This is a genomic window from Serratia grimesii, assembly GCF_900186025.1.
GTDB lineage: Bacteria > Pseudomonadota > Gammaproteobacteria > Enterobacterales > Enterobacteriaceae > Serratia > Serratia grimesii.
The window spans coordinates 2,011,501-2,024,562 of record NZ_LT883155.1 but is presented as its reverse complement, the minus strand read 5'-3'; the positions used below and the strand labels follow the sequence as shown (position 1 = coordinate 2,024,562).

Below are 13,062 nucleotides of genomic sequence, written 5' to 3'. Positions count from 1 at the left end.
CGTTAACAATGTGGGCGCAAAAAATCATAGAGTTGGCGAGACGGATAACGCCATGATTGCGCGATATTCACCGGCAACAACGGCATCAACGCGTTGCTCACCAGCACTTCCTCGGCGTCTGCCAGCGTCTCCAGCGGCTCACTGACGCAATGCAACGCGTAGCCACTGTCCGCCAGCAACTCAATGACTCGGCGACGCATCAGGCCAGCTACGCCGGCCTGACTCAAATCTGGCGTGAATACCGCATTTCCCTTACGCCAGAACAAATTAGCCGCACAGCATTCCACCAGCATACCCGCAGTGTCAAGCACCAGCGCCTCGTCGGCAGTTGTCTGGTCAAGATGCGTGCGGATCAACACTTGCTCCAAACGATTCAGGTGTTTCAGCCCTGCCAGCAGCGGGTTGCGCGACAGCGCGACCGGGCTGAGCGTCAGGCTGATACCTTGTTCACGCCATTGCAGATAATGCACAGGGAAAGTGCTGCGAGAGACAATGCGTGTGGGATTTTCACACCCTTTTGGGCTGTAACCTCGCCCACCGCTGCCTCGTGTCAGTATCGCTTTGACCACACCCAGCGAAATAGATTCTGCTGCATGCACCATTTCACGTTCTAATGCAGCCCAGTCGCAAACAGGCAGCATCAGCCGTTGCGCCGCCAGCTTTAGGCGTTCGATATGCCAGGGCAATAGGTCGATTTTGCCGTCCATCACCCGAGCTGTAGTGAAGCAGCCGTCACCAAACTGCAAACCGCGATCGCTTGGCGCGAGCGCATCGTGCTGATGCCCATTAATCCAGTACATAGACTCCCCCTGGCCACTATGACTTTCCGTACAGAATAACAGGCACAGATGCCGTTAGCAGCAGCTTGCTATTGAGCAAATGCACCGACAAGCAGAGTTTTCCGAGTCACAGGTCTACGCCATAAAAAAAGCCCGGTTTAAAAAACCGGGCTTTTATGTCGTCTGCCAGCAGAGGTATTACACCTTGCGGAAGATCAATGAACCGTTGGTGCCGCCGAAGCCAAAGGAGTTACACAGCGTATACTGCATATCACTTACTTGACGAGCTTCATGTGCAACGAAGTCCAGATCGCAACCTTCATCTGGATTATCCAGGTTGATGGTTGGTGGTACAGCTTGATCACGCAATGCCAGTACGGTGAAGATCGACTCAATCGCACCCGCAGCACCTAACAGGTGGCCAGTCATCGATTTGGTCGAACTGACCAACACACGCTGTGCATCACTGCCAAAGACCGACTTCACTGCTTGCGTTTCGGCTTTATCGCCAGCTGGCGTTGAAGTGCCGTGCGCATTGATATAACCGATTTGTGACGTAGTCACACCGGCATCAAGCAACGCATTTTCCATCGCCAGCGCTGCGCCCGCACCGTTCTCAGGTGGTGACGTCATGTGATAAGCATCGCTGCTCATCCCAAAGCCGACGATTTCAGCATAAATCTTGGCGCCGCGTTTTTTAGCGTGTTCGTACTCTTCCAGCACCATCATGCCGGCACCATCACCCAGAACAAAACCGTCACGGTCTTTATCCCATGGGCGGCTAGCCGCTTGAGGATCTTCGTTACGGGTCGACAACGCGCGTGCTGCGCCAAAGCCGCCGACGCCCAACGGGGTACTGGCTTTCTCTGCCCCACCGGCCAGCATCACGTCGGCATCATTGTAAGCAATGATACGCGCAGCATGGCCAATGTTGTGCACACCTGAAGTACAGGCGGTGGCGATCGAAATGCTCGGGCCACGCATGCCGTACATGATAGTCAGATGGCCTGCAATCATGTTAACAATGGTTGACGGCACAAAGAACGGACTGATTTTCCGTGGGCCACCGTTAACCAGTGAACTGTGGTTCTCTTCAATCAAACCCAGGCCGCCGATACCGGAGCCGATAGCGGCACCAATGCGGTTGGCGTTAGCCTCGGTGATATCTAGCCCAGCATCCTGCATAGCTTGCATGCCGGCAGCGATACCGTACTGGATGAAGGCATCCATCTTGCGCGCATCTTTGCGGGAGATGAAATCTTCAACGTTAAAATTCTTTACCAAGCCAGCAAAACGCGTTGCATAGGCAGTAGTATCGAAATGGTCGATCAGGCTGATGCCACTCTGACCGGCAAGAAGAGCGTTCCATGTGGACTCTACCGTATTGCCGACAGGAGACAACATGCCCAGTCCGGTCACAACTACTCGACGCTTAGACACGTTTGTCCTCCAAGGAGGGAAAATATAACACTAGGGATAGAAAAAACTTAGGCGGTCGAGTGACCGCCTAGATATGTTCTCTTACTGCTGGCTAGCGTTGATGAAATCAATAGCTGCCTGAACAGTAGTGATTTTCTCAGCTTCTTCGTCTGGAATCTCAGTGTCGAATTCTTCTTCCAGTGCCATTACCAGCTCAACAGTGTCAAGAGAATCAGCACCCAGATCTTCAACGAAAGAAGCGTTATTTAAAACTTCTTCCTGTTTAACACCCAATTGCTCAACAATGATTTTCTTAACGCGTTCTTCGATAGTGCTCATACTCTTAAATTTCCTATCAAAACTCGCTTTCGCGATGGTTTTCGTAGTGTATAAAATGTTGAAAAAGATGCAACTAAATCCCGGCTGGTCAAACCACGATTTTACGCTATTCTGCGGTTTTTACCCCAAATAACGCAAATAGTTTTCGCATTTTTTAAATCATGTACATGCCGCCATTGACATGTAACGTTTCACCGGTGATGTAGCCAGCCTCATCAGAGGCTAAAAATGCAACAGCGCTGGCGATTTCTTTAGCATCCCCCAGCCGATTGGCTGGAACTGATGACAAAATGCCTGCACGTTGATCATCTGTCAACGCCCGTGTCATGTCCGTCTCAATAAAGCCAGGTGCCACGACGTTGACTGTAATGCCACGTGAAGCAACTTCACGTGCCAAAGACTTACTAAAGCCAATCAAACCGGCTTTAGCCGCCGCGTAATTAGCCTGCCCTGCGTTCCCCATGGTACCAACAACGGAACCGATGGTGATGATCCGGCCAAACCGCTTTTTCATCATAGCTCGCATTACCGCTTTTGACAGACGGAATACGGAAGTCAGATTGGTGTTCAGGATATCCTGCCACTCATCGTCCTTCATACGCATCAGCAGGTTATCACGCGTAATACCGGCATTATTCACTAAAATGTCGATTTCGCCAAATTCAGCACGAATAGATGCCAGAACGCTGTCGATAGATTGAGCATCAACCACGTTCAACGCAAACCCTTTGCCGTTTGCACCCAGGTAGCTGCTGATAGCTTCAGCGCCGCTTTCACTGGTGGCGGTGCCGATCACTTTAGCGCCGCGTGCCACAAACGTTTCTGCAATAGCCCGGCCAATACCCCGGCTAGCGCCGGTGACCAGAACAACTTTACCTTCGAAGCTCATTGTTTTCCTCTTTATTGTTCAAGCGCCGCTGACAGGCTGGCGGTGTCATTAACTGCCGCCGCCGTCAGGGTATCAACAATACGTTTAGTCAGACCGGTCAGAACTTTACCCGGACCAACCTCTAGCAGCAACGTAACGCCCTGTGCTGCCATAAACTCTACGCTCTCAGTCCAACGTACCGGGCTGTACAACTGACGCACCAACGCACTGCGGATCGCTTCAGGATCGGTTTCGGTGCGCACGTCGACGTTATTCACCACTGCAACCTGTGGCGCGCTGAAAGTGATTTCTTGCAACGCAACGGCCAGTTTGTCTGCCGCCGGTTTCATCAGTGCACAGTGCGAAGGTACGCTCACCGGCAACGGCAACGCACGTTTAGCGCCAGCGGCTTTACAGGCAGCCCCTGCACGCTCAACCGCTTCTTTATTGCCAGCAATGACAACCTGGCCCGGTGAGTTAAAGTTCACCGGAGAAACAACCTGCCCCTGGGCAGACTCTTCACAGGCTTTGGCGATCGCGGCGTTGTCCAGACCGATAATGGCGGACATCGCACCCGTGCCTTCCGGTACCGCTTCCTGCATCAGTTTGCCGCGCAGTTCAACCAGACGGATTGCCGCCTGGAAATCCAACACGCCCGCACACACCAGCGCCGAGTATTCACCCAGGCTGTGGCCGGCCATGATTGCAGGCATTTTACCGCCCTGCTGCTGCCAGACGCGGAAAATCGCCACGGAGGCGGCCAGCAATGCCGGCTGCGTCTGCCAGGTTTTGTTTAGCTCTTCCGCAGGCCCTTGCTGCACCAGTTGCCACAGGTCGTAACCCAGGACGGAAGAGGCTTCGCTGAAGGTCGCTTCAACAATCGGATATTCAGTGGCCAAATCGGCCAGCATGCCAAGAGTCTGTGACCCCTGACCTGGAAAAACAAAAGCAAATTGCGTCATTTTTTCTTCCTGTTAATCAGAAACGAACCAGCGCCGAGCCCCAGGTAAAGCCGCCGCCAAAGGCTTCCAGCAGCACCAGTTGGCCGCGCTGGATCCGCCCATCACGCACCGCTTCGTCGAGCGCTGCAGGGACAGAGGCGGCAGAAGTGTTACCGTGACGATCGAGCGTCACTACCACTTTATCCAGCCCCATACCCAGTTTTTTCGCCGTTGCGCTGATAATGCGCAAATTGGCCTGGTGCGGTACCAGCCAGTCCAGCGCGCTGCGATCCAGATTATTAGCCTGCAACGTCTCATCAACGATGTGGGCCAACTCGGTCACCGCAACTTTGAATACTTCATTACCGGCCATAGTCACGTAAGCCGGTTTGTCCTGTTCCTGACGATCCTTGAACGGTAACGTCAACAGGCCACCGTAGCTGCCGTCGGCATGCAGGTGGGTCGAAAGAATGCCTGGCTCTTCTGAGGCACCCAGCAAGACTGCACCTGCACCGTCACCAAACAGGATGATAGTGCCGCGATCTTGCGGATCCAATGTGCGCGATAGCACATCCGCGCCGATCACCAGTGCATGTTTAACTGCGCCATTCTTAACGTACTGATCGGCGACACTCAACGCATAGGTGAAACCGGCACAAGCTGCAGCCAGATCGAACGCCGCACAGTCTTTAATGCCGAGCATCTGCTGCACTTGGCAGGCGGAACTTGGGAATGCGTGGCTCGAGGTAGTGGTAGCCACTACGATCAACCCGATGTCTTCTTTAGCCACACCAGCCATTTCCAGCGCTTTTTCAGCCGCATGGAAGCCCATCGTCGCCACGGTTTCGTCAGCAGCGGCGATACGGCGTTCACGGATACCCGTACGTGAGACGATCCACTCGTCAGAGGTATCCACCATTTTTTCTAGGTCAGCGTTGGTGCGCACTTGTACGGGTAAATAACTCCCCGTACCGAGAATCTTTGTATACATGTACGATCAGTCACTCTTAGGTAATACAGCTTCAAGGCGCGCAGCAATCCTGTCAGGGACTTGCCGCTGCACCGCCTGCACAGCCTGTTCGATTGCAACTGCAAACGCGTGTGGGTTCGCAGCGCCGTGGCTCTTGATTACGGTGCTGCGCAATCCTAACAGACATGCGCCATTATACTGGTCGGGGTTCAGGTGGCCGAACCGCTTTACCACCCGTTTTTGCAACCAACGGCCTAACAATTTTAACCACCACGCCTGCTTGCCACCGTCTCCGGATGATTTCAGCAGCGATAAAAAGACTCTTACCACCCCTTCCATGGTTTTCAGGGTGACGTTACCCACAAAGCCGTCGCAAACCATCACATCGGTTTTACCGGTGAGAAGATCGTTGCCTTCCAGGTAACCAATATAGTTGATTGCCGGAGTATTTTTTAGCACGACTGCCGCTTCGCGGATATTATCCAGGCCTTTGGTTTCTTCTTCACCAATATTCAGCAGCGCCACACGAGGTTGCGCAATCCCCACGACCTCTTCGGCCATCACCGCGCCCATCACCGCAAACTGGACCAACATGGTGCTGTCGCATTCGACATTAGCTCCAAGATCCAGCACTACGGTTTTACCGCCTAGCTGATTCGGAATCACCGTCATCAGTGCGGGGCGTTCAATGCCGTCCAGCGGCTTAATCAGCATTTTCGCCAGTCCCATCAACGCGCCGGTATTCCCCGCGCTGACACAGCCCTGCGCATCACCATTTTTGGTCAGTTCCAGCGCAATGCGCATAGAAGTACCACGGCTGGCACGTATCGCTTGTGAGGGTTTGGCGTCGCCGGCAATCACTGATTCAGCGGGCACGACTTGCAAACGTTCCAGAAGAACTGGATCGGCTTTGGCAAGTAAAGGAGAGAGGGTGTCGGGATTGCCGACCAGCAGAAGATGAAGCTGTAAATTAGAGGCCAGTGCCTGCAATGAAGCAGGCACTGTGACGCAGGGACCGAAGTCCCCGCCCATTGCATCTAACGCCAGGGTTAGACGAGTCAAGGTACCGCTACTTAGCCGATAACCTTGCGACCGCGGTAGAAACCGTCGGCAGTGATGTGGTGACGACGATGAGTTTCACCGGAAGTCGCATCAACAGACAAAGTGGTGGTGGTCAGGGCATCGTGTGAACGACGCATGCCACGCTTGGAACGGGTTGGTTTATTTTGTTGTACGGCCATGGACCTTACTCCTTAATTACTTACGCTTTAAACTGGCTAATACGGCAAATGGGTTTGGTTTCTCCGCCTCTGCAGGCAGTTTGCCAAAGACCATGTCCGCTTCGGACACTTCACAGTGTTCAGATTCATGTACCGGGACGACAGGCAGTGAAAGAATAATTTCGTCTTCAATCATTGCCAGCAGATCAACTTCGCCAAATTCATCGACTTCGATCGGCTCGTACGCTCCCGGTAATGCCTCAGCCTGCTCATCATTGACGACCGGGCTAAAACAATATGTTGTGTGTACATGATGCTCGAACGGAACTCCACAGCGTTGGCACATCAGCATTACCTGGACGTCCGCATGCCCTGTTATCACCGCGAGGCGCTGGTTATCAATATTAAAAGATAACGAGACCTCAACATCACTGTCCACACTGACCACAGAGGCGGCGACACGTGTAACCTGCTCAGGCGAATAGGACCCAACATAGTCCAAACGTTTCTGAGCGGTACGTACCGCATCAATGGTCAAGGGTAATTTTACCTTTTGCATAGGGCGCGCATATTAACTTTGTAACGACATAGAGTCAAAGAAAAAGGCCGTAAAACGGCACCTTTCACCAATATTCGCTTCCTCAGCGGCGGACAGTTTAAAATGCCCACTCTATTTACGCTACGGTTTACGAAAAAAATTATGCAGAGACTACTCCTTGCCTCCACCTCGGCCTACCGCAAGATGCTGCTGGAAAAGCTCCATCTGCCTTTTATCTGTGCCGCACCCCACATCGATGAAACCCCGCTATCCGGCGAAAACGCAGAGGCGTTGGTGCTACGATTGGCGGCGGCGAAGGCACAGGCATTGGCCCTCGCCTACCCTGACACGCTGATTATCGGTTCCGATCAGGTCTGCGTGATCGACGGAAAAATCACCGGAAAACCCCACACCGAGGACAACGCCCGGGCACAGTTACGTCAGGCCAGCGGTAAAACGGTCACGTTTTATACCGGCCTGGCGTTATACAACAGCCGCAGTAACCACCTTCAAGCCGTGTGTGAGCCTTTCCATGTGCATTTTCGTACACTAAGCGACGCTGAAATCACCACCTATGTGCGCCTTGAGCAACCGCTCAACTGTGCAGGCAGTTTTAAAAGTGAAGGTTTGGGCATCGCATTGTTCGACAAACTGGAAGGACGGGATCCGAATGCGCTGATCGGCCTGCCGCTGATTGCATTGCTGGAGATGCTGCGGGCTGAAGGTATCAACCCGCTGGCATAAAATACGGTTTACTGGGCTTTAGACTGCTTACGCAATACCTGCAGGCAGTGGCGCAACTCTTGATCCATCGGCGCTTCGATACGCATCGTCTCGCCAGTGCCTGGATGTTCGAAACGCAGCGCAACGGCATGCAGGAACAGGCGCTTAAGCCCGGTGCCCGCCAATTGGCGATCGAACTCACGATCGCCATAGCGATCATCAAAGGCTATCGGATGTCCGGCGTGCAGCGCGTGAACGCGGATCTGGTGGGTACGCCCGGTGATCGGGCTGGCCTTGACCAGCGTCGCATGCTCAAAGCGCTCTTCCACCTTGAAGCGGGTTTCCGACGGCTTGCCTTCGCTGCTGACACGCACGATGCGTTCACCGCTCTGCAGAATGTTTTTCAGCAACGGTGCCTGCACCGCTTTGCAATGCGACTGCCACTCACCGCGTACCAGCGCCAAATAATCCTTCTGCATCCCTTTCATGCGAAGTTGCTCATGCAAGGAGCGCAGTGCAGAACGTTTTTTTGCCACCAGCAGCACGCCCGAGGTATCGCGGTCCAAACGGTGCACCAGCTCCAGGAAGCGCGCTTCCGGGCGCAACGCACGCAGAGCTTCGATCACGCCAAAGCTCAGGCCACTACCACCGTGCACCGCAGTGCCGGAGGGTTTGTTCAGCAACAGCAGATGATCATCTTCATACAGGATGCAATCTGCCAATGCGGCGACTTTATCCAGCTTGGCGGAAACCGGCGCATCTTCACGCTCAGCGACCCGCACAGGCGGTATACGCACGATGTCGCCAGGTGCCAGTTTATATTCAACCTTAATGCGTCCCTTATTGACCCGCACTTCGCCTTTACGGACGATGCGATAAATCATGCTCTTCGGCACGCCTTTAAGGCGAGCAAGCAGAAAGTTGTCGATTCGTTGACCAGCTTCGTCTTCGGAAATCGTGATTAATTGTACTGCAGGAATGTTCGTTTTCATGGAGCAGGATTCTAAATAGAGCGCGTAAATAGCGCCACTTCTTTTTATGTGCTTAACTGTCTCTCTGACTGTGGGTGAAACACTGGCGGACAATAAGGCAGCAAGCCGGTTTGAACGTTTGCGATTTCTTCCGCAGTTAAGGAAAAGTCACCTTGCTATAACCGTATCAGCAGTGGAATAATGTGTTTACTTTCCACGTTGATTCTCGTTAAACAGGGAAAACTGTGGAATTATAAAATTTGTCTGATGGCACAAAAACGCAGCAATGGCGTAAGACGTAATGTGAAATCAAACAATTAGCGGGCTGCGGGTTGCAGCTTGGCCGGCAAACGGAATCAGATCTGTCGACGTAAATCAGAGGCTATTCCCCTAGTAAAAGTGCTGTTTTTCACAAAGAAAGACAGGCTTACCGAGATAATGCGCCCCTATGCAGGCGACAACCGTGAGGTTGACGGCTTTGCGAGAAGACACGGGGTTTTCGGTTTTAATCCGGCCATGAGGTTATTTTGCCCGCAGCTTTGTCGATAATGTAAAAATAACGAGTAAGTTAAGATGAAAAGAATGTTGATTAACGCAACTCAGCAGGAAGAGTTGCGTGTTGCCCTCGTAGATGGACAGCGGCTGTATGATTTGGATATTGAAAGTCCGGGTCATGAACAGAAAAAAGCGAATATTTACAAAGGTAAAATCACTCGTATAGAACCAAGTCTTGAAGCAGCGTTCGTTGATTACGGCGCCGAACGACATGGTTTCCTCCCTCTTAAAGAAATCGCCCGCGAATACTTCCCAAGTAATTACTCTTCTCATGGTCGCCCGAACATCAAAGATGTGCTGCGCGAAGGCCAGGAAGTGATCGTTCAAGTTGATAAAGAAGAACGTGGCAACAAAGGCGCCGCCTTAACCACGTTCATCAGCTTGGCCGGCAGTTATTTGGTACTGATGCCGAACAACCCTCGTGCCGGTGGTATTTCACGCCGCATCGAAGGTGATGATCGCACCGAATTGAAAGAAGCGCTTTCGTCCCTGCAACTGCCTGATGGTATGGGCCTGATCGTTCGCACCGCTGGCGTTGGCAAATCTGCCGATGCGTTGCAGTGGGATCTGTCTTTCCGCCTGAAGCACTGGGAAGCCATTAAAAAAGCTGCTGAAGGCCGCGCTGCCCCCTTCCTGATCCATCAGGAAAGCAACGTTATCGTGCGTGCATTCCGCGACTATCTGCGCCCAGACATCGGCGAAATCCTGATCGACAATCCAAAAGTTCTCGATCTGGCCAAAGAGCACATTGCTGCCTTGGGTCGCCCGGATTTCAGCAGCAAAATCAAACTGTACAGCGGTGAAATCCCTCTGTTCAGCCACTACCAAATCGAATCTCAAATCGAATCCGCTTTCCAGCGTGAAGTGCGCCTGCCTTCCGGCGGCTCGATTGTTATCGACTCCACCGAAGCATTGACCGCTATCGATATCAACTCCGCACGCGCAACTCGCGGCGGCGATATCGAAGAAACGGCATTCAACACCAACCTGGAAGCCGCAGACGAGATCGCACGTCAGTTACGTTTGCGTGACCTTGGTGGTCTGATCGTTATCGACTTTATCGATATGACCCCGGTTCGTCATCAACGCGAAGTGGAAAACCGCCTGCGTGATGCAGTACGTCAAGACCGTGCACGTATCCAAATCGGTCGCATTTCCCGTTTCGGCCTGCTTGAGATGTCGCGTCAGCGCCTCAGCCCGTCGTTAGGCGAGTCCAGCCATCACGTCTGCCCACGCTGTAATGGCACCGGCACCATCCGTGATAACGAATCACTGGCACTGTCCATTCTTCGTTTGATCGAAGAAGAAGCGCTGAAAGAAAATACCAAAGAAGTTCACGCTATCGTGCCAGTTCAGGTTGCTTCATACCTGCTGAACGAAAAACGTGAATCGGTGAGCGCGATCGAGAAACGTCAGGGTGGCGTGAAAGCGATCATCGTGCCGAACGATCAAATGCAAACCCCGCACTACTCTGTGCTGCGCGTACGTAAGGGTGAAGAGACACCAACCCTGAGCTATCTGTTGCCGAAACTGCACGAAGAAGAAATGGCTCAGCCGCTGGAAGATGTGCCAATGGAACGTAAGCGTCCAGAGCAACCAGCACTGGCTTCGTTCTCTCTGGCTGCTGACGCACCACCACCGGCTGAAGAACCGGCAGTGGCTAAGTCTACCGTCGCCGTTGCTGCTGCAACCAAGCACGTCGCACCAGCTGCCGCTAAGCCGGGTCTCTTGGGCCGTCTGTTCGGTGGTCTGAAAGCCCTGTTTGCCGGTGAAGAACAACCCGTTGTCGAAGTCAAACCGGTTGTTGAAGCGCCGAAACAAGAAGGTAACGGTGAAAACCGCCGCCAGGATCGTCGTGGTCAACGTCGTCAGGGTACCGGCCGTAAAGAACGCGGTGAGCGTAGCGACCGTCCAGAACGTGGCGAGCGTAAAGAACGTGGTGACAACCGCGATCGCGATGGCCGTGATAATCGTGAGCCGCGTGAAAACCGCGAAGGCCGTGAGACACGTGAAGTGCGTGATGAGCAGCGTCGTAACCGTCGCAATGCACCACAAGCTTCTGCACCGGTCGATGAGCCGCAGTCTGAAGAAGCCGCCAAGGCACAGCGTGAAGAACAGCAACAGCGCCGTGACCAACGTGCCGAACGTCAGCGTCGTCGTCAGGAAGAAAAACGTCAAGCTCAGCAGGAAGTGGCAGCGCTCGAAAGCGTAGAAACTACCACTGCCAGCAACAGCAATGACGAAGATCTCGAAGAACGTCAGATGCAGAACATGCAGCGCCGTCAGCGTCGTAATCTGCCACAGAAAGTTCGTGTATTGTCTGCGGAAGAAGAACTGCATCGCGCAGCTGAAGAATTACTGGCACCTAAAGCGCCAGTAGCAAAAGCTGAAGTGAAGTCTGTCCCATCTGCACATGTTGAAGACAGCGTTAAACTGCTGCCAGAAACCCTTGAACAGACCGAAGATGATGCGCAAGGTGACAACCGTGCTAACGGCGAAAACGGCATGCCACGCCGCTCACGTCGCTCTCCTCGCCATCTGCGCGTCAGTGGTCAACGTCGTCGCCGTTACCGTGATGAGCGTTACCCGACTCAGTCGCCAATGCCATTGACAGGGGCTTTCGCCTCTCCGGAAATGGCTTCAGGCAAGGTTTGGGTAAGTTACCCTGTCACACAAGCGGCACAAGTGATTGAAGAAGCGGAAGTTCAAGCTGAAGCTATCGAGATCGCTACTGACAATGTGATGGCACCGGAAGCCGCCAGCGTAGCCGCACCAGCGGTCGTTGAAGCAGCCGTACAAGCCGTTAGCGCAACAGACGTTGTGACTACAGTAGTTGAAGAAGAAGCCCAGCCGGTTGATGAAGCCGTTGAGCCGATGATCGCTGCTCAGGCTGAAGAAATCACAGCAGCACCTGTGGTTGAAGCGCCTGCCGTAGAAGAAGCGACTGTTGTTGAAACCACACCGGTAGTTGAAGAAACGCCAGCTGTTGAAACTGCCCCTGTGGTAGAAGAAACGCCGGTAGTTGAAACGGCTGTAACCGTTGCTGAAGACACGATTGTTGTGCCAGTGTCAGTGTCCGCAGAGCCGGTCATTGCAGCCGAACCTGTGCAGACCGTTGCTGAAGAGAAAGTGCCTGTTGTACAACAGCAACCAGCACCGCTGTATAAGCATATCGCAACGGCACCAATGACCAAGGCTCCTGCGCCGGATTATGTGCCGGAACAGCAGCAACGCAGTGATTGGCAGCGCCCTTCCTTCAACTTCGAAGGTAAAGGTTCAGCCGGTGGCCATGCGGCGGCAAACCAAGCCACTGCACCGGCAACCAAACCGCAGCCGGTTAACGATTAACGATTAACGCAATCTGCTCCGATAAAAAAACCCGCCACTCGGCGGGTTTTTTATTGCAACAAAATCGGCTCAGGCAATTTTCTTCAAGCGTTTGATATCCAGCAACTCCAGCTTGCCATCAAGCTGGCTGACAAATTGCTTAAAATGCTCGGTGGCATTGTGCTTTTCCAGCGCTTCTTCGCTTGCCCAGCGTTCAAAAAAGACGAAGGTGCCCGGCTGTTCCAACTCACGGTGCAAATCATATTGCAGGTTGCCCAACTCCTGACGGCTTGGTTCGATAATCGCATGCACCGCATCGCTGACGGCGGATACAAATTCAGGCTTCGCCTGTAGGGTGGCAATCACTCGCACTTCCATTTTTTTCTCCCATTCCACATGATTAACGTTGATT

The 13,062-nt window shown here is 53.2% G+C and carries 13 protein-coding genes; 2 read left to right on the top strand and 11 right to left on the bottom strand.

Annotation, left to right across the window (positions count from 1 at the left end):
- Positions 1-2: 2 nt before the first annotated feature.
- The 9 genes from pabC to yceD form a co-directional block, all read right to left on the bottom strand.
- A complete protein-coding gene (gene pabC / locus SGBXF1_RS09565; protein WP_061807725.1) occupies positions 3-800 on the bottom strand; it encodes an aminodeoxychorismate lyase in 798 nt (265 codons plus the stop codon).
- 177 nt (positions 801-977) lie between these two features.
- The gene (gene fabF, locus SGBXF1_RS09560; RefSeq protein WP_037423859.1) at positions 978-2,219 is read right to left on the bottom strand and encodes a beta-ketoacyl-ACP synthase II; all 1,242 of its coding nucleotides are present in this window, start codon (positions 2,217-2,219) and stop codon (positions 978-980) included.
- A gap of 81 nt (positions 2,220-2,300) precedes the next feature.
- A complete protein-coding gene (gene acpP / locus SGBXF1_RS09555) occupies positions 2,301-2,537 on the bottom strand; it encodes an acyl carrier protein (RefSeq protein WP_004719003.1) in 237 nt (78 codons plus the stop codon).
- A 154-nt stretch (positions 2,538-2,691) separates the two neighbouring features.
- Positions 2,692-3,426, bottom strand: a complete 735-nt coding sequence (gene fabG / locus SGBXF1_RS09550) for a 3-oxoacyl-ACP reductase FabG (protein ID WP_020826338.1) — start codon at positions 3,424-3,426, stop codon at positions 2,692-2,694.
- Between the two features lie 11 nt (positions 3,427-3,437).
- On the bottom strand, positions 3,438-4,367 hold the full coding sequence (gene fabD, locus SGBXF1_RS09545) for an ACP S-malonyltransferase (RefSeq protein WP_037423862.1): 930 nt from the start codon (positions 4,365-4,367) through the stop codon (positions 3,438-3,440).
- A gap of 16 nt (positions 4,368-4,383) precedes the next feature.
- Positions 4,384-5,337: a beta-ketoacyl-ACP synthase III gene (locus SGBXF1_RS09540; protein ID WP_037423865.1), complete on the bottom strand. Its 954-nt coding sequence runs from the start codon at positions 5,335-5,337 to the stop codon at positions 4,384-4,386.
- A 6-nt stretch (positions 5,338-5,343) separates the two neighbouring features.
- Positions 5,344-6,378, bottom strand: coding sequence for a phosphate acyltransferase PlsX (gene plsX, locus SGBXF1_RS09535; protein ID WP_073963455.1), 1,035 nt, complete (start codon positions 6,376-6,378; stop codon positions 5,344-5,346).
- Between the two features lie 11 nt (positions 6,379-6,389).
- Positions 6,390-6,557 (bottom strand): 50S ribosomal protein L32, encoded by a 168-nt coding sequence (gene rpmF, locus SGBXF1_RS09530; protein ID WP_004943042.1) that lies wholly within the window; start codon positions 6,555-6,557, stop codon positions 6,390-6,392.
- Positions 6,558-6,573: 16 nt separating this feature from the next.
- Positions 6,574-7,095, bottom strand: coding sequence for a 23S rRNA accumulation protein YceD (yceD, locus tag SGBXF1_RS09525; RefSeq protein ID WP_037423869.1), 522 nt, complete (start codon positions 7,093-7,095; stop codon positions 6,574-6,576).
- Positions 7,096-7,236: 141 nt separating this feature from the next.
- Between yceD and SGBXF1_RS09520 the strand changes: the two genes are divergently transcribed.
- The gene (locus SGBXF1_RS09520) at positions 7,237-7,818 is read left to right on the top strand and encodes a Maf family protein (protein WP_186428264.1); all 582 of its coding nucleotides are present in this window, start codon (positions 7,237-7,239) and stop codon (positions 7,816-7,818) included.
- An 8-nt stretch (positions 7,819-7,826) separates the two neighbouring features.
- Here SGBXF1_RS09520 and rluC read toward each other — a convergent pair whose 3' ends face one another.
- Positions 7,827-8,789, bottom strand: a complete 963-nt coding sequence (gene rluC, locus SGBXF1_RS09515) for a 23S rRNA pseudouridine(955/2504/2580) synthase RluC (RefSeq protein WP_186428263.1) — start codon at positions 8,787-8,789, stop codon at positions 7,827-7,829.
- 552 nt (positions 8,790-9,341) lie between these two features.
- Here rluC and rne point away from each other — a divergent pair.
- The gene (gene rne / locus SGBXF1_RS09510; protein WP_186428262.1) at positions 9,342-12,671 is read left to right on the top strand and encodes a ribonuclease E; all 3,330 of its coding nucleotides are present in this window, start codon (positions 9,342-9,344) and stop codon (positions 12,669-12,671) included.
- A 69-nt stretch (positions 12,672-12,740) separates the two neighbouring features.
- Here rne and SGBXF1_RS09505 read toward each other — a convergent pair whose 3' ends face one another.
- Positions 12,741-13,028, bottom strand: coding sequence for a putative quinol monooxygenase (locus tag SGBXF1_RS09505; RefSeq protein WP_061807729.1), 288 nt, complete (start codon positions 13,026-13,028; stop codon positions 12,741-12,743).
- Positions 13,029-13,062: the final 34 nt, after the last annotated feature.